We start from the raw sequence: 20,145 nt of genomic DNA, 5'->3' as shown, positions 1-20,145 counted from the left end.
ATTATCAACCTTCCTTTTCTATGCTATTTGAAAATGAGACGATATGAATAAAAGGAATAACTGTTTGTAACTGCTGTAGAAGAGGAAACAGGGCTTCTTCTCCTAAATCACGCTCAATAAAAACAAATACTTCATCGTAATCATGAGGTGAAATATTATAAAAGTAATTTGTAATAGTAGAATTTTCAGGACTTGGATATGAGAAATGATTATGAATGGCGTAGTTTACATCATTTGAAACAGGATGGATAGGGCTTCTTGTTGTAGATTGGTATAAAATATTTTCACCCATTTCAGCAGCAATTTTCATTGGGATATACATAAATTCACCCGTTCCGAGACAGAGTGTTCGTTTTCCCATTCTTTCTCTTTTTAAAGTTTTTCCTGCTTCTTGAGTGAAAGAATGAATGTGCTTTTGTTCATATGCTGAAATGCCAAATCGCCCAGTATATTTTATATAATTTGATGTATAGGGTGATTTTGGACAGGTAAGGGTATGCTTTTTGAAATCAGGTTTTGTTTCTTTAATTTGAATATCTGTTTTTGCAATATTTAATGGTTGACCAGTTGTATGAATACTGCCTTCTAATAAAGAAATAACATGAATCTTAATTTGAAGTTCTTCTTCTAATTGTTTAAATTGTTTTCTATTAGTATGAGAACGCCAGTCTAATAAAGAAGCAATTATATATTCTTCTCGTGGGAATTTATTTTGAATAGATCTAATAATATTTAATGCTGTTTTTCCTGTTGTCATCTCATCATCTACGAGAACAATCGGGTTGTTGTTTTGAAAAAAGCTTTCATCTACATAACAACGGTGCGATGTTGCATGAGAATGTTCTTCCTCAAATGTAATGACAGATTCTAGGTGGGGTATCGATTCCCTAGTTGTATGCACATACTTTGCATTTTGAAAGCATTGAAACATAGAATGACCAAGTGCTGTCGCTGTTTCAGCGAATCCGATGAACACAACTTCTTCTTGCAGAGGATATTGATAACGAAATACTTCCTCTGGGATTTCATCAATTTCTAATGAAATGAGATTTAAAATTTCTTTTTGAAATGGATGAGAAATATTATGTAGTATTTCCAAATATCTTGCAGCGAGAGCAACTCCACTTGATAGAGAGACTGCAGGTTTAATAGGAAGATGCTTTCCAAGGATTGTACTCACAAATAAAAAACTACGTTTCTTATTTATTCTCGCAGCCATTTGAAAAAGATTGTCTAGCGCTAAATTATATGGATTATCACGTACTTCTACATGGACTTGTATATTATTTAAAACGTTATACGTGTTGCTTTGCGTTTGTAATAAGGAGATCGGTGAATTGTTTGTTTTCATGTAGCACCCCGTAAATATTAGATTTTAAAATGGTTTTGCGAGCCCAGCCATAATGAGGTTTTACTTCATTCATTTTGTTAGAAAAACTGCTTTTTAGCACTCCATTATACGTATCTGCATTTTGTAAAATTGATCTCGCATCTAAATAATCTTCCATTGTGACAATGTGCATTGCCTGTACAACTTTAATATGAGATGGGTGAATAACTGTCTTTCCGATTAAGCCATTTGCATGGTCAAGTGATACCTCTTGAATAAGCCCTTCTTCATGATCATTAGAAAAATATTCCCATACACATCCTGAAATAATATATTCATTTGTTGCCCTTGAGAAAACGTTAATAATGTCTGAAATACAATCACGGACAACGGTAATATGATAGATAGGTGTGTATTTATTGCGCCGAATACTGAATAGACTTGAAAAATCAGTAGCACCAATACGTACATTTAAGATGTAATCGTGATAAGAATCTAGTAAATCCTTTATTTGTAATAATGATTCTGCCCGTGTTTCCTTATACATAATTTCGGGGGATTCTAAAATCGGCATGCCATATAGCGATAATGAGTATAACTCGTTTATATATGCAAGCTGATCGATATAAGTCTTTCCGTTAATCGGTGTGAATTTTGGAAAGACAAAACCACATAAACAATGAACAGCACTACCTAATTCAGTAACAATTGTCTTCAGTTGACTTGGCTGTCGAACTCTAATAAAAAGAAGCGGGATGTCTGCTTGATTTAGTATGTTGGCACTGACTAAGTTAGCGATTTGCTGTATTTGAACGACGATGTTTTGCTCTGCAAGTTTTACTTCCTCATCGCTGATAGCGTCCTCTAGACAAAGAATAATTGAGGTAGCATCCACATGTTTCTTTCTAATTATATCTTCCGCAATCGTTTCTTTCGTGCCAGGAGTATATAGTGTGGCGCCTAGTGCGTAAGCTAGTTGTTCTTTCCCTATATTTTTTGAAAAACTAAGAGGTTCTTTATAGAAAAAATTTTGCCGTTCTTCCGAGGAGAGATAAGAAAAGTAATTCAAATTGTCACCACCTTATTTGTAATGATTCTGTTTAATCGTAACATAATAAGAAAAATCTTCCATAAAAATGAAGCGATAAATTTAAAAAATATATTGAGAAAGATGAATTATAAGATGAATATCGAATATTGTTAATAGAAATATAATAGGGGGAAAGAGAAAGTGGATATACATAAGTTAACGATAGAAGAAGCAAAGAAGATAAATACGTGGACGTACGAGGAACCTTATAGTTTATATAGTTTTTCAGGCGAGAAAGAAGTAATAGAAGAGCTATTAGATGGAACGTATTATGGCTGTTGTGACGATCAAGGAGACCTCATCGGTTATTTTTGTTTTGGAGCAAATGCACAAGTGCCAGGTGGAAGAGATGCTAATTTATATGGTGGAGAAGATGTGATTGATATCGGACTTGGCATGAAGCCGGCGTTAACTGGGAAGGGAATAGGGAAAGAATTCTTCCAAGCTGGAATAGCGTTTGCCACGAAAGAGTTTAATGCAAAAATGTTTCGATTAAGCGTAGCAACATTTAATACAAGAGCGATTACGTTATATAAAAATATCGGATTTAAACAAGGGATTATTTTTTTGAGCCGCGGAAGAGAATTTATGCTTATGGAATACGAAAGGCCGTCAGCATGAAACTGACGGCCTAGAAAACATTATTATTCTGAGTGCTCAGCTCGGTGCGCTAAACGGCTTGAAGCAGCGGCAGCGATTCCGCCAACGATATCATCAAGGAATGTATGCACCTTTCCAGTTGATTTATCATTTAAGTATTCTAAAATACCAGGTTTTAATTTATCAATATATCCAAAGTTCGTGAAACCGATAGAGCCGTACACGTTCACGATAGAAAGTGCGATAACTTCATCAATTCCGTATAAGCCTTCATCACGTTTTACAATATCTTGTAACGGTTCACTTAGCATTCCCTTTTCAGCAAGGACATCAAGCTCGATACCAGTAATCAGTGCGTTTTGTACTTCACGTTTTGATAGTACACGTTCTACATTGTAACGGCATTCTGACATCTCTAAATTTGGATGATATTTTTTTTGAAGAAAATGAACAAGTTCAGCAATATCGTCAATTGTTACACCACGTTCTTGTAATAGTTGTAATGCTCTTTCTTGTAGTTGATTTGATTCTTTCATGTTTATCACCTTTTTTTCTTTTTAGTATTTGTATACGTTTCGTTGCTTTATCATGTGCATAGGAATGAAAGGCGAGCACAAGCTCATATATATAAAGAAAAACCATAGGTGGCGACTGCGATGATTCAGCATATTTATGAGCATTATCACATGCATGTTAAAGAATTAATCCCCCTTGGCCCCTATAAAAGCTTTTGGATTCGCAACAAAATTTATGTACTTGTTCCAATTGGAGAAATGGAGGAAGAAGTACTTGTAGAGATGAAAAAGCTCAGTGACTATATGAACCAGCAAGGGGATATAACTGTAGCGACTTTCGTTCCAACTATACACGGCTACTATGTAAGTGAGATAGAAGAACAAAATTACTGCTTATTAAAAGGTATGCGAGCGTTAGAACGACATGCTACGTCATTAGGAAGTGAACTTTCTATATTCCATAAACGAGGTGCATTCTTTCCAGAAGAAATCGAGCAATTAAGCCGCATTGGTGAATGGAAAGCGTTATGGGAAAAGAGACTCGATCAGTTAGAAAAGTTTTGGCAATCACAAGTGATGAACCACCCTACAGACGTATTCGATCAATTGTTTATTGAATCCTTCCCGTATTACTTAGGAGTTGCAGAAAATGCCATTCAATATGTTGTTGATACAGAAATGGATGATACGCCGCAACTAACGGATGCAGCGACAATTTGCCAAGAACGATTCACACCTTTATTATGGCATCAAACGAAGCGTCTCAAACTCCCTTTTGATTGGGTGTATGATCACCCAACTCGAGATATAGCAGAATGGATTCGCTATATGATGATTGAAAAAAAGAAAGACTGGGATCAAACAATCGTTCAATTTGTTACAGATTATGAACGGAATTACTCGCTGTCCTCATTTGGTTGGCGTTTATTATTTGCAAGGCTCCTGTTCCCGCTTCACTATTTTGAAACGGTCGAACGATATTATCAAACTGGAAACGAAGAACAAAAAAGCATATATAGAGATCGCTTAGAAGCCATTTTACACGATGTAAACCGCTCAGAGCAATTTATGAAGCACTTTTATGGCTCACTTCGTTTACCAGTAGATAAGCTCGGGATTAGAAAATTAGATTGGTTATCTTAAAAATATAAAAAAGAGACCGAGTGAGGTCTCTTTTTTATATACCACAATTTTATGTAATACATTATGCCCCTACCTGTTGATCTGTACATATATTTAAAACGAATTGATGCCTTTCGAGCTTTTCATTTACTTTACCCAATAATTCTTGCTGGATTTCTTTAAATAAAAATTGATAGCTTGTATTCCATGTTGGTATAACGGATGAAAGGCCTAATAAATACTCTTTTTTCTTTTCTAGTTCTTGAATTGTTACAAAAGTGTTCCCCATTTTTGGCATCTGTCGTCCCCCTATGTTTTTTTACTGTATATGTGTGAACGATTCACTATATAGTATTAATTATCGCATTTTTTGAGAAGGATTTCCAATTTTGTTTTATGATGTTAACGGATAAATGTGATTTGAATAAAAAAGGAGACCAAATTTGGTCTCCTTTTAGAAGGCGATTCTGAACGAGCCGCTTCTGCTTTTAGATTAATATCTAGCTCCAGCGGCTAGAACAGTCGGCCATTTCGCGCCTTCCTGTGAGGCAAAAAGCGCCTCTTCGTCAGGAGCTCCAATGACCTCCTGTTCTGAACGAGCCGCTTCCGCTTTTAATTAAAATACTTGTTCTACTTCGATAACGCCTGGTACTTCTTCAAGTAACGCGCGCTCGATACCAGCTTTTAGTGTGATTGTAGAACTTGGGCAGCTTCCGCATGCACCCATAAGGCGTAGTTTTACGATACCTTCTTCAATGTCTACTAATTCAACGTCTCCGCCATCGCGAAGTAAGAATGGACGTAATTTATCTAATACTTCTAATACTTGTTCTTGCATATGTGGGTTTTCCATTTTTATCGACTCCTTTCATCAGTTTTATTATAATCAAGATAGAGGGGAAAATCTATTTTTTCTCTTCTTGTTTTATTGTCGAAATATTGTATCGTGTTTTTTCAGTATAGGGGTATGGAATAAGTTTGTAAAATGATGTGCTTATGTAATAAGACATCTGAATATACTGTTGGGACAAGAAGTGGGGGAGAAGAAATGGTTAATGTTCAAGTGTATGGGACGAAAGTAATTTGTGCGAGCTGCGTCGGAATGCCATCTTCAACAGAAACGTTTGAATGGTTACAAGCGGCAATTGGTCGTAAATATGAAGGACAAGAAAATAAATTTAATTTCGAGTATATTGATTTCCAAGAAGAACAAGAAGATGCGGATAAAAAAGCATTCGCTGAGCGCGTAGTGGAAGAAGATTTATTTTATCCGGTCGTTCTTGTAAATGGAGAAATTGTTGGAGAAGGAAATCCTCGTTTGAAGGATGTTTATGAAGAAATCGAGAAATATTTATAAAACAAGAAGTCTTTGCGAATTTGCAAAGGCTTTTTTATTGGAGGGATAGATATGAAAAATGGAGTGAAGCATGCGTTACCAACAGAAGTACAACAGTTAATGGAGCGGTACACAGTAGAATTAAAAGAAATTTTTTTGGATGAAAAAATAGTCGGGGTATATATTTACGGATCCATCGCACTAGGTGCATTTCATAAGGAAACGAGCGATGTTGATTTTGTTACAGTGATAAATGATTCCGTGAATGAAGCTGAAAAACAGCAGCTTGTGGAACTACATAAGAAACTTAGTGACAATACGCTAGGTAAAAGAATGGACGGTATGTATATTCCGCTTGCTGACTTAGGGAAATACAATGATGAAATGAACGAGTACGTGTATTGTGCAGATGGTAAAGCCAATGTTGGTCATTGGGACATTAATGCGGTCACATGGTGGACGTTGAAAAATCAAGGCATTACAGTTACAGGAAAAGAAGCAGAAGATCTTCCGCTGCAAATACAATGGAATGATGTAGTAAATACGATGAAATACAACGTAGAACAGTACTGGAGTGAAAAGGCGAAGAAGCCATATTTATTTTTTATAGAAGAGTGGGTAGAATCAGCTGTCGTTACGATGGGACGTATTTTATATACACTAGATCATAAAACAATCGTTTCAAAAGATAGAGGATTACAATACTTGTCAGAACGTTCAGCGGAAGAATGGGAGCTCTTATTAAAAGAAGTAGCGAGAATACGGCACAATCCAAAAGAAAAGAGAATGCTCTCAAGGTGGAGAAGGGCAGATATGACGAAGAGGTACTTACTGCATTTAATTGAGACGTGTAGAGAGAAATGGTAGGGAAGAAAATGGACAATACAGTGGGGTGTATTGTCTTTTTTATATTTTATTTGGTATATAATGGTTAAAAAGGTTTAATTATACTGGGGAGATAGGATGAATATAGAATTAGTTACATATGAAGAAAAGAATGAACAAATGAGTATGCGCCAAGTAATTAGCATTCTAGTAATTATTTTTGGGGTCATGCATGGAATTGGTTTTTTGAACCTTTTATATGATTCTTCCTTATACCCATGGTATGTAGATCATCTTATTCCATCTTTCACGTTTTGTATGATTATCGTAATGTATGCACCGGCAAGAAATTGCTGCTTACATTTAATAAAATCATTACAATTCAATAATTTTAAACATTATGTAACGATAGTAATGACAACGATTGTAATGCTTATGTATCTTGCGGTATTAAATTTAGTTTTACCACATGGGCTTGGTGTGGATGAATCTAATATAGTAATAGAACCTACTACAAGTGAAATCATTTTATACGTAGTTGTGCTCACAATTTTTGCGCCTATTTGGGAGGAAATTGTATTTCGAGGTATGTTTTTTATGAAATTATCTCAGCGCTTCTCTACACTTACTAGTGCCGTTATAAGTGCTTTCATATTTAGTTTTGGCCATCCCCTTACAGTAGGTAGTATTTTATATATTTTGGGTATGGGTATATGTTTAGCATACACATATAAGAAAACGAAGAATTTACTCGCTCCAATTGGGATTCATTTATTAAATAATTCGTTTTATTTATTATTGAATTTTCAACCATAAAAAGGCGCCTTTTTGAAAAGGGCGTCTTTCGTATTTTGTAGTAAGTAGAAAGGGCTTTATACGCATTGTGTAGAGGCAAGGTAATACAAAATATAAATAGTTTCATGTGAAACATTTTTATTATCAAATATACAAAATGATTAACTTAGTGTATTAAACGTATCATTCATAAGTATTCTAATATATTTAAAAGTAAAATGAAATAAGAAACGGATAATTGTCGGAATATATTCGATTTCCGTTCATTTTTATGAAATATGTGTACTTTTTGTTAGATTCCTTCATTTTGTCCATATACAATAAATGTATATAGAAATAAGAAAAGGATGATGTACGTGAAGGACACTGTTTTACAAGAAACGATTTCTCCACAAGAATTACATAAAGTTGTTCAAAAGAATACAGCTTATTATGATTTTAAGTGGGGTAAAGTAGAAAACCCTGCGCAAGGGAATACATGGAATTGGGTAGCCTTTTTCTTCCCAACCTTTTGGTTAGCTTATCGCAAAATGTATAAGTTATTTATTATATTTGCGTTATTGGCTATACCTAGTATAGTTATAACCCCTTTTATAGATATTCCAGAGGGGATTTATGTAACATTTAGTTTAGCTCTTCAATTAGGAATGATGATATTTACTGGATGGCAAGGAAACCGTTTATATTATAAGCATGGTGTTCGTGTTTTTCGTAAGGGAGAAGATGCGTCTGATCATGAGAAGGCGTATTTCTTACAATCAAAGGGTGGCGTGAGTATTGCTGGTATGATTGGTTTACAAGTTATAGTCGGGATTGTGTTTGGCGGAGCTATGCTCGGACTTTCTCTTTTACCAACTGAGCCGAATATTAAAAACGTTGTTCGTTCAACTGGTGAAGGGGTTACTTTAGAGATTATGAATGATAATCCAACTTGGAAGTTTGTGAAGAAAGAAAAAGATTATGATGTAGTAGAGTTTACTGGTTATGATTATACAGAGAAGAAAAACGTGAAAATTAAATTTGCTGTTTATTTCGATGAAGATTATTTCGAGTGGCAAGAGGTATATGAAAATAATAAGAAGTTAAGTGAAGAAGAAGTAGAAGAATATCAAATTTACATTGAAGAAAATAATTGGGGTTTCTAGAGGGAACTCGTTCATTTTGAAAAGAAGAATCTTGTGAAGGTTCTTCTTTTGTTTATTAGGGGGAGAGAAATGATTTCAGTATTAATAGAAGCTCTAATAGGATCGATTAGTTTAAGTACGGGTTTACACACGAAAAAGATTGATGCTAACATACTTTACTTGCAGCAGTATGAATGGTTTCGAATCATATATGAAGACGAAAAGTATCGAAAGTTATTTATTACGAACTACAAAGTTCGCTCATATTTACAAAGTAAGCTAAGAGTTCGATTGCTTGTAAAAAATAAAAATGCACAACGAAGATTTTTAAAATTAGTAGAAGAGCAAATAGAAAAACGGCATACAAATTGAAATTTTGTAAAATACAATAAAAAATGAGAATTTGAGGTAGGCTTGTCAATAACGTGAGACTATGGCACTATAAAGAAATGCTATACAAATTTTATTTATCGAGATGTAAACATCAATTTTGATTTTTACGTATAAATAATGAACGGAGGAAATGAATTTATGGCTACTTTACCAAATTGTCCAAAATGTAATTCAGAATATACGTATGAGGATGGCGTTCTTTTCGTATGTCCAGAATGTGCTCATGAGTGGGGCCAAGAAGCAGAAGCTGAAAATAATGATGGTGCGAAAGTTGTAAAAGATGCGAACGGAAACGTTCTTCAAGACGGCGATGCAGTTACTGTTATTAAAGATTTAAAAGTAAAAGGAACTTCTTCAGTTGTGAAGATCGGTACGAAAGTAAAGAGTATCCGTCTAGTTGATGGCGATCACGATATCGATTGCAAAATCGACGGCTTCGGAGCTATGAAGTTAAAATCACAGTTCGTTAAGAAGGCGTAAGTAAATAGAAGAGGAGGCGAATAGCCTCCTCTTTTTATTATGTCACTTTTTGTCGGTAAATCGATATTTCGTACAAAATCGTTGATATATTCTGAGTTATGATAGATATATTTGAAAAATCGTTGATATATTGCAAGTTATGATAGATATATTTGAAAAATCGTTGATATATTGCAAGTTATGATAGATATATTGAAAAAATCGTTAATATAATTTCATTCATCGTGAACTACGCACCATTCACCTCGTACCATAGTCAATTTCTTTCAATTGACATCGCTTATTAAAGAACGTTTTATATCCAAGCTGTAAAAAGATAATGACAGCAAAGGCAGTACTTCCAGAAATACCGAGTATGATGGCGATTTGATATTGAATGGCTGTGAATGGTGATACACCGGATAATATTTGACCAGTCATCATGCCTGGTAAGCTTATAATTCCCATTCCGACCATAGAATTAATTGTTGGTAAAATAGCAGAGTCAAAAGCGTCTCGAATGAGCGGAGCAGCTGCTTCTTTCGGTGTTGCGCCGAGCATAAGTGCACCTTCAATTTGACCTCTTTGCGATTTCATATTGTTTAAGAACGTATTTGCGCCGAGAGAAACACCAGTCATGGCATTCCCAACTAACATTCCTGTAATAGGGACGATATATTGCGGAGCATACCACGGATCATGTCCGATAATAACAAAGATAAATAGTAGAAGTGGCCCAATTGATCCGGCGACCATGGAAAGGGCGGCTACTCGTTTTAATTCTTTAGACATTGGGATGTTAACTCGTTTATAAATATTAAAAATTGCAAAGGTAGTAATAGAAGTAATGAGAGCAATTGTATAAAATGGATTACTGTTTTCAAATACGTATGTAAGGACATATGCAACAAGTACGAGCTGAATGGTCATACGGAATGTTGCGAGCGCGATTTGTTTTTCGCGAGGTATTCCTTTTAATTTTACAAGTCCAATTAAAATAAGAATAAAAATATAGGCAGCTGCAAGTTGCCAAATTTGGAGTTCAATAACGCCCTTCAACAGAGAGCACTTCCTTTCTAGTTGCACCGTTTGCTTTACTAATCTCAATAATGTCGTCTGCAATTTCTTCTGGAAGTTGTTGTGAGTGTGTGATGAAGATAATTGTTTTTTTCTTTTTTCGTGCTAGTTCAGTAAATTGTTTCATAACGCGGCGTTCTGTATCACTGTCTAATGCTGAAGTAGGTTCATCTAATAAATAGACAGGCGGATCCATAAGTACGATACGTGCAAAGGCAAGTCTTTGTTTTTCACCGCCAGATAGTGAGGAGGCGCTATCTTCTAATTGCTTGTCTAAGCTAACGGTTTGTAATGCACTCCGCAGGGCATCATCATTTGGAAATGGTTTTTCAGAAAGACGAAGTCCCATTAATAGGTTGTCTTTAACGGTTCCATCAAAAATAGGTGGAGTTTGCCCAAGCATAACTACGTCACGACGTAATTGAATAGGATGATAATCAGAAATTAATTTTCCGTTATATTCAATTGTGCCGGATGTTGGAGATTGTAAATCGTTTAACATGCGAAGCAACGTGCTTTTTCCGCTTCCGCTTTCACCGATAATGCAAGTAATCTTTTCTTTTTGAATCTGTAAATAAGGAATGTGTAGTATATCTTTATATATAACGTTTTTTAATATAAACATAAATCGCTCCTTTCTGATTCTAGTTATATCGTATCAAAAAAGAGAAGATAACGGTTATAAAGAGCAACGTTTTTTCTTCGTCTTGAGTTTTATTAATAAGTTAAGTAAACGATCTAATTCTTGGCTGAAAGAAATCACTTTATCATGAGTCAATCCGTATCGTTCAACGAGATAGATTAACTCTTTCTTTTTCGCTTCTATTCGATTGTTTAGTTTCGATAAGTTCATAAGTGGAATGTAATGCCTCCTACAAAAGTATTTATCACATAAAAAATAAGACCGAATGAATTCGGTCTTCAAGGAAATAATAAAACAACTTACAAATAGCATACACTGTTTATCCGTAGTTTTTAATATAAAAATGAAAAATAAATCATTATAAATATTGAGAAAGATGTGTCTGATAATTTTTAAAAACTGATGCAAAGAGGCTGCCTACATAGTAGACAGCCTGTAAAGTATTAACCCTTATGATATTTGTACATCCAAAGAAGACCAGATTTTAATAATCTCGGTACACGTCCCATTAACGGTTGGTTTGCGAGTAAACCAAATCCGTGTTTTTTACCAAGAGATCCTAGAACACCTTTTAATTTAATAACAGGTAGTTCATCAGGGAGTGGTTCATTATTCCAACGTTTTAATAATATTTGGACAATTTGTTCTCCTTGACCTTCAGCAAGTTGGGCAGATGGTGCATGTGGAAGTGCTGCGCAATCTCCTACAACGTAAACATGCTCGTTGTTTGGAATATTGTGATATTTCGTTAAGACAACCCGTCCGCTACCATCTTGTTCAACTGGAAGGTTTCGAACAACTTCATTTGCTTGAATACCAGCTGTCCAGACAATTGCATCACATTCAAGTGGTTCATCGTGATTATACACAATATTTGGTTCCACTTTTGTAATGTTAGAGTTTCTTATAATATTAACTTTATGTTTTACGAACCATTCTTCTACGTATCTACTTAATTTCTCTGGATACGGGAATAAAATTCTATCTTTTCGATCAAATAAATAGATTTTTAAATCAGAACGGCTTTCACGAAGTTCACTTGCTACTTCAACGCCACTTAAGCCAGCACCAACAACAGCTACTGTTGCATTTGGTTCTAGACTATTTAATTGTTCATATGTTTTACGTGTTTGTTCAATTGATTGTAGACTATGTGTATATTCCCTAGCCCCAGGAACGTTATGATATTTATCTTCACAGCCAAGTCCGATAATTAAGTCATCATATTGGATTGCTTCGCCGCCATCGAGATGAACAGCTTTTTCTTCGAGGTCAATATTTGTTATTGTGCCGTATTGAATATTGAGGCGTGGGTGTTCAGGAAACGGTATACGAATATGCGTTTCTGAAATAGTACCCGCAACTAATGCATAATATTCAGTTTTGAAGCAATGATATGGTACTTTGTCGATTAATGTCACTTGTACATCATCTGGAAGTTGGTTGCTTGGAAGTAGCCTTTGCAGAATTCTCATTCCACCGTAGCCGCCACCTAGTATTACGAGGTGTTTCATGATGGATTACCCCTTTTCTGTTGAAATATCCCCTAATCATAAAATTTTATATTAATAAAATATTTTGACTTTACTCAATCAAATTATATCGAATTTGTGAACAAATAACAATGCATGAATGAATACTCTGTTGTACAATAAGAAGAAAAGTAAAATAAACTGTTTTTCCTTTGTAGTTACTATTTCATTGGAAGTAGCATGTTATATAGAAGAAGTCATCTACTTTGAAGTGAAGTAATGAAGTAACTAAATAGTTTAGACTGTGTAACGAAAACAACAAGAAACAGCTTAGTTTTCTTCTTATAGATAAAGTGAAAAGGTAATTTGTTTTGTAGTACAGGGGGGAGAATTTTGATTAAACCATTAATTGAATTTTGTGTAGGTAACCTTGCAAGTGGTTCACAAGCAGCTCTAGAAAAATTAGAAAAAGATCCGAATTTAGATGTAATGGAGTACGGTTGTCTAGGGTATTGTGGTATTTGTTTTGAAGGACCGTTTGCACTTGTAAATGGTGAAGTTGTACAAGGTGCAACAGTAGAAGAGCTTGTTAATAATGTATATGAGTATTTGGATGAAAATCCAATGTTTTAAGGTGTTGCGAATTAGCAGCACCTTTTCCATTAGATAAAACTTTATTTTGTGGGGAAGGCTAATGCTGATTATTAGCCTTCCCCAATTGAAAATAGTGGGATAAATAAAAAAAGGCCCTTTTTAGAAGGGCTTTTTTCTTACACAAATTGTGTAAGAGTGGCTCATCGCCAAACGTTGTCAAATATGAGAAACGGGGGACATTCATATTGTGTTCTAAAAGCATGCATTCTATACTTAAAATAACAAATTATTTTTGGAGTGAATACAAATGAGCCAATTTTCTTTTACAAAAATGCATGGTCTTGGCAATAGTTATATATATGTAAATATGTTTGAAGAGCAAATTCCTGAAGAAGATTTAGCTCTTGTGGCGGGAAAGGTTTCAAATATTAATACTGGTATTGGAGCAGACGGGATGATTTTAATTTGCCCTTCAGACGTAGCTCCGGTGAAAATGCGCATGTTTAATAATGATGGTTCTGAAGGAAAGAGCTGTGGTAATGGTTTGCGCTGCGTAGCGAAATATGCGTATGAGCATAAACTAGTAGAAGAAACAGTTTTCACAATTGAAACGTTAGCTGGTATTGTAACGGCTGAAGTAACAGTAGAAGATGGTGTCGTGACATTAGCGAAAATTGATATGGGGGCACCGCGTCTAACACGTGCAGAAATACCGATGCTTGGTGAAGGTGAAACGCCATTTATTCGTGAAAACTTCTTATATAATAATCATCGTTATGCATTTACAGCTGTTTCAATGGGAAATCCGCATGCGGTTATTTTGGTTGATGATGTAGAAAAAGCACCTCTTACAACACTTGGACCAGTCCTCGAGACACATGAAATGTTTCCAGAGCGAGTAAATGTTGAGTTTATCGAAATTTTGAATGATGACGAGATGAACTTCCGCGTTTGGGAACGTGGATCTGGTGTAACGCAAGCTTGCGGAACAGGAGCGTGCGCTGCAGTTGTAGCTGCTATTTTAAATGGAAAGATGGAACGCGGTAAGGAAATTACTGTTCATTTAGCTGGTGGCGATTTAATGATTGCGTGGACTGAAGAAGGAAACGTGTTGATGAAAGGACCTGCGGAAGTAATTTGCCGCGGAGTGTATGAGTACAAGATAGAAGCGTAAAGATGTATAATGGACTAAGAACAGAAAGGAAGGTGTATTTCATGATTAAAGTAACAGAACAAGCAGCTTTTCAAATTAAAGATATGTTAAAAGATGCTGAAGATGGAGAGAAGTATGTGCGCCTTGCTGTACACGGCGGCGGATGTAGCGGTCTTTCTTACGGCTTAGGATTTGAAGTAGAACCAAAAGAAGACGACACAGTTCTTGAGTTTTTCGGTGTTGAATTTGTTATCGATAAAGAAAGTGCTCCAATTGTTAAAGGAGTAAAAATTGACTATAAACAATCTATGCTTGGCGGTGGATTCACAATCGACAATCCAAACGCAATCGCATCATGCGGATGTGGATCATCTTTCCGTACAGCGACGAATGCTGGTAAACCAGAAGAGTGCTAAGTTTTTAGACGAAATAGAAAAGGCCTTTTTAGCGATGGAATAAAATCGTTAGAAAGGTCTTTTCTTTTGGCATTAAAACAGAAAATGCATGTAAAGTTACTTTGGAATTTAATTTAAATGTTATTATATATAGGATATGTGATTTATATTGTGAATTCCAGTTTCATATTGCTCGTTTTAAGATAAGATTTCGTAACGGAAATGTAAAAAAATAGAAGAAATATACTATTTATTAGTTGTATTTAATGTTAATATTTGTAACGAAGATGATTGGCGATCGTGTTCGGACTAGCTGTAGTTTCACCGGTTATTACTAATAGGTAGATTTATCCCATAAAAGCCCGATTGGTGAGGGCTGATTAAAGTTTCACTTTATATAAAAAAGGTGTATGAGGGAGAAGGCTATAGCAAATTGTATAGAACTGAATAGTTCCGTATTCATTAAAATACGTTGATTACTAGATATTAAAAAACACCGGGGGGATTAGAATGAAGTTATTTAAGAAAGTACTTATAGTAGGGGTGGCGTTGACTACAGTATCGATTTTGGGGGCTTGTTCTAGCGATACAGACGTATTAACAAAAGTAGGAGCAAAGCAACCAGCGAAGGCCGAAGGTGAAGAAGTATTAAAAGATCAGAAGAAAACACCTATGACCACGAGTAAACGTGAAAGTATTAAAAATGAGGATGCTCCATCATCAAAGAAGCGTTATATTTCTCATGACGAATCTCAAAAGATTGAGGAAGGTATGACGTATACGGATATTCTTAATACGATTGACTACGGTGGTGAGAATATAAAACATTATAATAATAATGAAAAACGCGTATTTTATACTGAAAAAGATACGGATGGTACATATGAAATTATGGTTGAATTAAATACATATGGTTACGTTGTGAATATTGAACGTACTGCTATAAAGGGTACAGATAAAGAGAATGAGAATGAGGTATCTATGAAACGTATTGAAGAGCCTGTAAAGGAATATGAAGAAAAAAACGATCGTGTACCGTGGTATAAAGATGTAAATAACAATTCGGCAGCAGTAAGTTACAATCACTATTTGAAAATCAAAAAAGGTATGCCCGCGAATCAGGTAAAAGCTGCAATTGGACAGCCACATGTGATTGAGAAATATAAATCTTATTCAGTATATGACTATACTGGTTATGGTGGAGAAGGACCATTACGTGTAATCTTTGAACCGAATGGAACTGTTACGGATGTAGTGGAAGACGGTTTACCACGATAATAAATTAGTTACGGGAAGAGTTGTAGTAAAGTTGTCTTTGATTTTATAAAGTTTTTGGGAGCATCCCCAAATATAGATGAAAAAATAATTCTTTTAGCCATGTTATAGTATTAGTATTTACCGAAGTTTCTTCCAAATTCAATAGCGTTATTGTGGATGTTGTTGACGTATTAGTTTTGTTGATATATGCCGCAGTAGGGCAGCAATTGTAATTGGACGTAAAAGGACGCGGAGGAGTAGCAGCTTCCTTTTGAAAAAAAGGAGGGAAATATGATGGAGGATATTCTTGAATTCATAAGGAAATACGTAATTAAACCTATTATTAGTTTAATAAGATACCTTGTAATAGAGATTATAATTGAGGGTATAATAGAAGGCGTAATAAACGGTATAAGGAAATTACGTGATAAGTGGTGAAATTGGCGTGAAAGACGTTATTGGCGGTAGTGTAGCTGAGAAGCGTGCGAAACAAAAACGTTATACAGAAGTTTAATGAAATGATAGAAATCGACCCGCATTTAGAATCTGTACTCGTTCCAATTGGTGATGGAATGACAATTTCTAAAGTGAAGAAATAATTATTATCTTACAAAAGTGTAATGTTCATGTCATGTTTTTGAATTTCTTCTTTAAGCTCTGGGCTTTAAGATAAGAATATAAGAAAAAACATATGAGGTGAAGGAAATGAAAAGATACATTGCACTATTTAGTATTTTAGTTGTATTCGCAAGCTTGTTAGTTGGTTGTGATTTAAACCGTATGGGTAAAGATGAGTACTACGTTCAAATTACAGTAGATGGAAAAGAAGTTCATAGTAAAGCTGATAATGGTCAAAAATTTAAAGATTATGAGTATAAGCTAACTGGCTTTGATAAAGACGGTAAAGAGAAAGAATTAGAATTTACAGCTCAAAAAAATCTTCGTAAAGAAGCATTCCTACGCGTATATCACTCAGATAAAAAAGGTGTATCAGCTTGGGAAGAAGTAAAGAAAGACGAGCTTCCAGCGAAAGTGAAAGAAAAATTAGGCGTGAAATAAGACAGATAGAAAAGGAATTGACGAACAGGGTCAATTCCTTTTTTTGTTTTCAAATTCTTCTTCTGAAATGACTTTAAATCCGTGTCTTTTAAATAAAGCAGTAGTTACCCCGTAACCAGTTTGCTTATTGCCATTAAATTCACCAGTGTAAATCGTAGAACTGCCACAAGATGGACTACGTTCCTTTAAAATAATATATTCTGGGTGTAAATTTTTAATTTGTTCTAATGCTTTATAAGCACCATTTACGAAAGCTTCTGTGACATCTTCACCATCTTTGGTCATCACTTTCGCTTTTCCGTCCAAAACGTCGTCGCCATTCCCGCCAATAATTTCAGCAGAAGGACGAGGTGTTGGCAGTCCTCCTAATACTTCAGGACAAATGAGGACTGTATCTTCTTTTTGTAGTAGCTCCTCTATTTTTGAAACGAGATTGTCATTTCCGTCATATCGACAAGCTATACCACCTAAACAAGCGCTAATTACGATCATATTTTCATCTCCATTAAAAAAATATTAAATTCAACGCCAAATTCTCTTCCTGCCTCTTACTTATAAATGAGGTGATATAAATGGGAAGCTTATATAATTTAATGAAACCATACAGTGAATTTCGAAGTAAAGAAGAGTTTAATACATATCAAAAACAAGTTTTGAAACATTATCGATTTCAATTAAATAAAACGGATGCTACCATTATTCATTTTTTAGGAAAGTATGCAGTGAATGAGAAACAGAAAACAGTGGGGGTTGCTTGTCCATTAATGGAGACGATTGCTACAAATGTTGGAAAGAGTATTCGTACAGTACGCCGCTCTATTGCAAAGTTAGAGGAACTAGGAATTATAAAGCGTGTTGCGACAAAAGAAAGACATAGGCGCGGCGGATATAGTGCGAACTTATATGTATTTCTTATATCTGTAATTGACCGCATGGATGACCGTATGAAAATGTCCGCATGTGAAAGTGAGGATCGTGCATCTGGCTGTAGTAAAAATGTGCAAAAAAATGAGGGTGAAACAATTCTTTCTAAAAACATTCCACAAATAAAAGAGAATAGAAAAGAAACGTACGAGCTTGATGAGACGTATTGCCGTCACGATATACCAAAGCCTTTTATATACGCACTGGTGCCGATGTCGAGTAATCCGAAGAAAATTAATATATTTTGGAGTAAGGTCGAGCTTGCATATAAAAAGAGCGGGTTACTAGAACAAGGTGTTTTACTAGAGCAAATATTAGCTGACGAAGAAGTGTATGGAAATTTAATTTGGCGTGTGAAAAGTGTTGTAAGAGCATATAAATATGGGGAAATTCGTAAAGACATTGGGGCACTTTTATACAGTACAGTGCGAGATTTATTTTTAGAGATTGGATTAGAATGGGGAGCAGCTGTGAGAAGAAGTAAGGGGATAGCGTTATTTGATCCATTTAAAAAAGAGCCATGCGTATAATACATGACTCCAAGTAGCTAGTCGAACTTTCTTACAACTGGAACACGAATCGCTACAAATAGTACGAAGACGATAACAGCTATTGCACCACTTTTCATAACGGTTACGATTGGAATTCCTATTGCAAGTGCAATGGATGTGAATGCATAAGAGAGCGGGATAAAGCCCATTGATGATAGCATAAGTAAACTCATTACGCGTCCCATCATTTCTTCTTTGACTGTCGATTGAATCATTGCCATAAGCGGTACAATCGCCATTGCGATTGTAATACCGTAAAACATGCCAGCTAATAGTGCTTGCCAAAGTACGGTACTAAAGTTGATGGCTAAGAAGAATATACCAGACAATAGCATCATGATAATACAAAATAGACCGCGTCTACGATTAATATTTTTTAAACCGACAATGACAGCACCGATTGCCATTCCGCCGCCTACAGATGCTTCTAAGTAACTAAACTGGAGCGAATCACCATGCAGCACGTTTTTAACAAAAAGCGGGAAACCAACTTGCATCGGGCCGATTAAAAATAAGTTTAAAAAGGCGCTACAAATAAGGAAAGTTGAAAGGAATGGCGATTCCTTTACATATAAGATTCCTTCTTTAATGGAAGTGAACATACCTTTATCTGTATCTTTTTGTTCTGGCATCGTAAATTGTATTTTTTGAACGAGTATGGCCGCGACAATCAGTAATAAAATCGTAATGGAAAAGATTGTCTCATAGTTCGTAAATTTAATGAGAATTCCGCCAAGTACAGGGCCTAAGATGACCGATGCTTGGTTCGTCATTTGTGTAAGTGAATTCGCTTGTGTTAACCGGCTTTTTTCTACCAATTCGGGTAAGATAGATCCATCTGCTGACCAGAAGAAAGCATCAGCAAGTCCAAAGAATAAAGCGAATAAAGCAAATGTATATAGCGTTACATCACCAACGATAAACCATGTGAGAATGGTTGCGACAAGAATCGCTCGAATGATATTGGAGTAAAACATAATATTTTTTTTCGGGAATTTATCAGCTACAGCGCCGCCGACAATCATAAAAATAAGCCTTGGAACACTAAGGGCTACGAAAACAACACCGAGTGAAGCTTCAAGGTTTAATGTTTTTGCTATGTACCACGTTTGTGAAAAAGTAAAAAAGGCTAAAGCAAAGCTTGAAAAAAGAGTAGCTGCCCAAAGAAAAAGGAAATTCGTATTTTTTAATAACGGTTTTCCGCTTCCTTCTAAAGCAGTTTTATTTTGTTGTAGTTCCTCCATATTGCTTCCTTTCTATGTGACAAATTTAAACTAAAAAACAAGTAAACGCCCGATTGGTGAGGGCTAATACTTAATGGGAGATGCCCCCACTGATTATAGTTTCACTTTATACAGTTTCTAATATTTCTATACTGCACTTTCTCATTGTAGACAATAATAATGAATTTGCCCAGTAGCTATTTAACGA

The 20,145-nt window shown here is 35.3% G+C and carries 25 protein-coding genes and 1 pseudogene; 15 read left to right on the top strand and 11 right to left on the bottom strand.

Annotated elements, in window-relative coordinates; genetic code table 11:
* Positions 1-4 precede the first annotated feature (4 nt).
* The gene (locus ACTL4X_RS25060; RefSeq protein WP_144560824.1) at positions 5-1,351 is read right to left on the bottom strand and encodes a phosphoribosyltransferase family protein; all 1,347 of its coding nucleotides are present in this window, start codon (positions 1,349-1,351) and stop codon (positions 5-7) included.
* Complete coding sequence (locus tag ACTL4X_RS25055) at positions 1,296-2,399, bottom strand: HpcH/HpaI aldolase/citrate lyase family protein (RefSeq protein WP_025686784.1); 1,104 nt, start codon at positions 2,397-2,399, stop codon at positions 1,296-1,298. The genes ACTL4X_RS25060 and ACTL4X_RS25055 overlap by 56 nt, the downstream gene beginning before the upstream one ends.
* Positions 2,400-2,561: 162 nt before the next feature.
* Here ACTL4X_RS25055 and ACTL4X_RS25050 point away from each other — a divergent pair, with 162 nt between their 5' ends.
* Positions 2,562-3,041: a GNAT family N-acetyltransferase gene (locus ACTL4X_RS25050; RefSeq protein ID WP_017656991.1), complete on the top strand. Its 480-nt coding sequence runs from the start codon at positions 2,562-2,564 to the stop codon at positions 3,039-3,041.
* A 23-nt stretch (positions 3,042-3,064) separates the two neighbouring features.
* On the opposite strand, the gene ACTL4X_RS25045 is transcribed toward ACTL4X_RS25050, so the two are convergent.
* On the bottom strand, positions 3,065-3,556 hold the full coding sequence (locus ACTL4X_RS25045; RefSeq protein ID WP_000665103.1) for a phosphatidylglycerophosphatase A family protein: 492 nt from the start codon (positions 3,554-3,556) through the stop codon (positions 3,065-3,067).
* 120 nt (positions 3,557-3,676) lie between these two features.
* Between ACTL4X_RS25045 and yutH the strand changes: the two genes are divergently transcribed.
* Positions 3,677-4,678 (top strand): spore coat putative kinase YutH, encoded by a 1,002-nt coding sequence (gene yutH / locus ACTL4X_RS25040; RefSeq protein WP_000614215.1) that lies wholly within the window; start codon positions 3,677-3,679, stop codon positions 4,676-4,678.
* 61 nt (positions 4,679-4,739) lie between these two features.
* On the opposite strand, the gene ACTL4X_RS25035 is transcribed toward yutH, so the two are convergent.
* Together ACTL4X_RS25035 and ACTL4X_RS25030 are read right to left on the bottom strand one after the other, a co-directional pair.
* Positions 4,740-4,955 carry a hypothetical protein gene (locus ACTL4X_RS25035; protein WP_001125507.1) on the bottom strand — a complete coding sequence of 72 codons (216 nt, stop codon included), beginning with the start codon at positions 4,953-4,955 and terminating at the stop codon, positions 4,740-4,742.
* A gap of 318 nt (positions 4,956-5,273) precedes the next feature.
* Positions 5,274-5,510 carry a NifU family protein gene (locus ACTL4X_RS25030; protein WP_000431159.1) on the bottom strand — a complete coding sequence of 79 codons (237 nt, stop codon included), beginning with the start codon at positions 5,508-5,510 and terminating at the stop codon, positions 5,274-5,276.
* Between the two features lie 195 nt (positions 5,511-5,705).
* Here ACTL4X_RS25030 and ACTL4X_RS25025 point away from each other — a divergent pair, with 195 nt between their 5' ends.
* The 6 genes from ACTL4X_RS25025 to phnA all read left to right on the top strand — a co-directional run bounded on the left by ACTL4X_RS25025 (position 5,706) and on the right by phnA (position 9,610).
* Positions 5,706-6,014, top strand: a complete 309-nt coding sequence (locus ACTL4X_RS25025) for a YuzD family protein (RefSeq protein ID WP_000248588.1) — start codon at positions 5,706-5,708, stop codon at positions 6,012-6,014.
* 51 nt (positions 6,015-6,065) lie between these two features.
* Positions 6,066-6,860 (top strand): nucleotidyltransferase domain-containing protein, encoded by a 795-nt coding sequence (locus ACTL4X_RS25020; protein WP_000788485.1) that lies wholly within the window; start codon positions 6,066-6,068, stop codon positions 6,858-6,860.
* 96 nt (positions 6,861-6,956) lie between these two features.
* Positions 6,957-7,634: a CPBP family intramembrane glutamic endopeptidase gene (locus ACTL4X_RS25015; protein ID WP_001019585.1), complete on the top strand. Its 678-nt coding sequence runs from the start codon at positions 6,957-6,959 to the stop codon at positions 7,632-7,634.
* A gap of 326 nt (positions 7,635-7,960) precedes the next feature.
* On the top strand, positions 7,961-8,758 hold the full coding sequence (locus ACTL4X_RS25010) for a DUF2628 domain-containing protein (protein ID WP_002198285.1): 798 nt from the start codon (positions 7,961-7,963) through the stop codon (positions 8,756-8,758).
* Between the two features lie 69 nt (positions 8,759-8,827).
* On the top strand, positions 8,828-9,109 hold the full coding sequence (locus ACTL4X_RS25005; RefSeq protein WP_000626487.1) for a hypothetical protein: 282 nt from the start codon (positions 8,828-8,830) through the stop codon (positions 9,107-9,109).
* 159 nt (positions 9,110-9,268) lie between these two features.
* Positions 9,269-9,610: an alkylphosphonate utilization operon protein PhnA gene (gene phnA / locus ACTL4X_RS25000; protein WP_000212737.1), complete on the top strand. Its 342-nt coding sequence runs from the start codon at positions 9,269-9,271 to the stop codon at positions 9,608-9,610.
* 240 nt (positions 9,611-9,850) lie between these two features.
* Here phnA and ACTL4X_RS24995 read toward each other — a convergent pair whose 3' ends face one another.
* From ACTL4X_RS24995 to ACTL4X_RS24980, 4 genes are all read right to left on the bottom strand, one after another.
* Positions 9,851-10,648 (bottom strand): ABC transporter permease, encoded by a 798-nt coding sequence (locus ACTL4X_RS24995; protein ID WP_000679256.1) that lies wholly within the window; start codon positions 10,646-10,648, stop codon positions 9,851-9,853.
* A complete protein-coding gene (locus ACTL4X_RS24990; RefSeq protein ID WP_000470312.1) occupies positions 10,632-11,291 on the bottom strand; it encodes an ABC transporter ATP-binding protein in 660 nt (219 codons plus the stop codon). Before ACTL4X_RS24990 ends, ACTL4X_RS24995 begins: the two co-directional genes overlap by 17 nt.
* A gap of 54 nt (positions 11,292-11,345) precedes the next feature.
* Positions 11,346-11,519, bottom strand: a complete 174-nt coding sequence (locus ACTL4X_RS24985; RefSeq protein WP_001054091.1) for an aspartyl-phosphate phosphatase Spo0E family protein — start codon at positions 11,517-11,519, stop codon at positions 11,346-11,348.
* A gap of 233 nt (positions 11,520-11,752) precedes the next feature.
* The gene (locus ACTL4X_RS24980) at positions 11,753-12,823 is read right to left on the bottom strand and encodes an NAD(P)/FAD-dependent oxidoreductase (protein WP_000682068.1); all 1,071 of its coding nucleotides are present in this window, start codon (positions 12,821-12,823) and stop codon (positions 11,753-11,755) included.
* 351 nt (positions 12,824-13,174) lie between these two features.
* Here ACTL4X_RS24980 and ACTL4X_RS24975 point away from each other — a divergent pair, with 351 nt between their 5' ends.
* From ACTL4X_RS24975 to ACTL4X_RS24950, 6 genes and pseudogenes are all read left to right on the top strand, one after another.
* Positions 13,175-13,414: a YuzB family protein gene (locus tag ACTL4X_RS24975; protein ID WP_000595026.1), complete on the top strand. Its 240-nt coding sequence runs from the start codon at positions 13,175-13,177 to the stop codon at positions 13,412-13,414.
* A gap of 268 nt (positions 13,415-13,682) precedes the next feature.
* Positions 13,683-14,549, top strand: coding sequence for a diaminopimelate epimerase (gene dapF / locus ACTL4X_RS24970; protein WP_000077405.1), 867 nt, complete (start codon positions 13,683-13,685; stop codon positions 14,547-14,549).
* A gap of 41 nt (positions 14,550-14,590) precedes the next feature.
* On the top strand, positions 14,591-14,944 hold the full coding sequence (locus tag ACTL4X_RS24965) for a HesB/IscA family protein (RefSeq protein WP_000598775.1): 354 nt from the start codon (positions 14,591-14,593) through the stop codon (positions 14,942-14,944).
* A 489-nt stretch (positions 14,945-15,433) separates the two neighbouring features.
* A complete protein-coding gene (locus ACTL4X_RS24960; protein ID WP_151640301.1) occupies positions 15,434-16,201 on the top strand; it encodes a hypothetical protein in 768 nt (255 codons plus the stop codon).
* A 403-nt stretch (positions 16,202-16,604) separates the two neighbouring features.
* Positions 16,605-16,779: pseudogene (locus tag ACTL4X_RS24955) on the top strand (methyltransferase).
* 106 nt (positions 16,780-16,885) lie between these two features.
* Complete coding sequence (locus ACTL4X_RS24950) at positions 16,886-17,239, top strand: YxeA family protein (protein WP_000833148.1); 354 nt, start codon at positions 16,886-16,888, stop codon at positions 17,237-17,239.
* Between the two features lie 30 nt (positions 17,240-17,269).
* Here the strand turns inward: ACTL4X_RS24950 and ACTL4X_RS24945 are convergent, their stop codons facing one another.
* Positions 17,270-17,731 carry a DUF523 domain-containing protein gene (locus ACTL4X_RS24945; protein WP_000635488.1) on the bottom strand — a complete coding sequence of 154 codons (462 nt, stop codon included), beginning with the start codon at positions 17,729-17,731 and terminating at the stop codon, positions 17,270-17,272.
* 80 nt (positions 17,732-17,811) lie between these two features.
* Here ACTL4X_RS24945 and ACTL4X_RS24940 point away from each other — a divergent pair, with 80 nt between their 5' ends.
* Positions 17,812-18,693, top strand: a complete 882-nt coding sequence (locus ACTL4X_RS24940) for a helix-turn-helix domain-containing protein (RefSeq protein WP_086692134.1) — start codon at positions 17,812-17,814, stop codon at positions 18,691-18,693.
* 17 nt (positions 18,694-18,710) lie between these two features.
* On the opposite strand, the gene ACTL4X_RS24935 is transcribed toward ACTL4X_RS24940, so the two are convergent.
* Positions 18,711-19,958, bottom strand: coding sequence for an MFS transporter (locus ACTL4X_RS24935; RefSeq protein WP_000391944.1), 1,248 nt, complete (start codon positions 19,956-19,958; stop codon positions 18,711-18,713).
* Between the last annotated feature and the right edge of the window lie 187 nt (positions 19,959-20,145).

The organism is Bacillus sp. RE35, assembly GCF_052146655.1.
Lineage (GTDB): Bacteria > Bacillota > Bacilli > Bacillales > Bacillaceae_G > Bacillus_A > Bacillus_A cereus.
This window is presented reverse-complemented; position numbering and strand designations above follow the sequence as displayed.

What these genes read in the sequence shown, in the direction of transcription:
- ACTL4X_RS25025 (WP_000248588.1), top strand. Translation starts at nt 5,706, where the DNA reads ATGGTTAATGTTCAAGTGTATGGGACGAAAGTAATTTGTGCGAGCTGC.
- ACTL4X_RS24945 (WP_000635488.1), bottom strand. Translation starts at nt 17,731, where the DNA reads ATGATCGTAATTAGCGCTTGTTTAGGTGGTATAGCTTGTCGATATGAC.
- phnA (WP_000212737.1), top strand. Translation starts at nt 9,269, where the DNA reads ATGGCTACTTTACCAAATTGTCCAAAATGTAATTCAGAATATACGTAT.
- dapF (WP_000077405.1), top strand. Translation starts at nt 13,683, where the DNA reads ATGAGCCAATTTTCTTTTACAAAAATGCATGGTCTTGGCAATAGTTAT.
- ACTL4X_RS25045 (WP_000665103.1), bottom strand. Translation starts at nt 3,556, where the DNA reads ATGAAAGAATCAAATCAACTACAAGAAAGAGCATTACAACTATTACAA.
- ACTL4X_RS24950 (WP_000833148.1), top strand. Translation starts at nt 16,886, where the DNA reads ATGAAAAGATACATTGCACTATTTAGTATTTTAGTTGTATTCGCAAGC.
- ACTL4X_RS25010 (WP_002198285.1), top strand. Translation starts at nt 7,961, where the DNA reads ATGATGTACGTGAAGGACACTGTTTTACAAGAAACGATTTCTCCACAA.
- ACTL4X_RS24990 (WP_000470312.1), bottom strand. Translation starts at nt 11,291, where the DNA reads ATGTTTATATTAAAAAACGTTATATATAAAGATATACTACACATTCCT.
- ACTL4X_RS24940 (WP_086692134.1), top strand. Translation starts at nt 17,812, where the DNA reads ATGGGAAGCTTATATAATTTAATGAAACCATACAGTGAATTTCGAAGT.
- ACTL4X_RS24980 (WP_000682068.1), bottom strand. Translation starts at nt 12,823, where the DNA reads ATGAAACACCTCGTAATACTAGGTGGCGGCTACGGTGGAATGAGAATT.
- ACTL4X_RS25035 (WP_001125507.1), bottom strand. Translation starts at nt 4,955, where the DNA reads ATGCCAAAAATGGGGAACACTTTTGTAACAATTCAAGAACTAGAAAAG.
- ACTL4X_RS24960 (WP_151640301.1), top strand. Translation starts at nt 15,434, where the DNA reads ATGAAGTTATTTAAGAAAGTACTTATAGTAGGGGTGGCGTTGACTACA.
- ACTL4X_RS24935 (WP_000391944.1), bottom strand. Translation starts at nt 19,958, where the DNA reads ATGGAGGAACTACAACAAAATAAAACTGCTTTAGAAGGAAGCGGAAAA.
- ACTL4X_RS25030 (WP_000431159.1), bottom strand. Translation starts at nt 5,510, where the DNA reads ATGGAAAACCCACATATGCAAGAACAAGTATTAGAAGTATTAGATAAA.
- ACTL4X_RS24985 (WP_001054091.1), bottom strand. Translation starts at nt 11,519, where the DNA reads ATGAACTTATCGAAACTAAACAATCGAATAGAAGCGAAAAAGAAAGAG.
- ACTL4X_RS25015 (WP_001019585.1), top strand. Translation starts at nt 6,957, where the DNA reads ATGAATATAGAATTAGTTACATATGAAGAAAAGAATGAACAAATGAGT.
- ACTL4X_RS25020 (WP_000788485.1), top strand. Translation starts at nt 6,066, where the DNA reads ATGAAAAATGGAGTGAAGCATGCGTTACCAACAGAAGTACAACAGTTA.
- ACTL4X_RS25060 (WP_144560824.1), bottom strand. Translation starts at nt 1,351, where the DNA reads ATGAAAACAAACAATTCACCGATCTCCTTATTACAAACGCAAAGCAAC.
- ACTL4X_RS24965 (WP_000598775.1), top strand. Translation starts at nt 14,591, where the DNA reads ATGATTAAAGTAACAGAACAAGCAGCTTTTCAAATTAAAGATATGTTA.
- yutH (WP_000614215.1), top strand. Translation starts at nt 3,677, where the DNA reads ATGATTCAGCATATTTATGAGCATTATCACATGCATGTTAAAGAATTA.
- ACTL4X_RS25005 (WP_000626487.1), top strand. Translation starts at nt 8,828, where the DNA reads ATGATTTCAGTATTAATAGAAGCTCTAATAGGATCGATTAGTTTAAGT.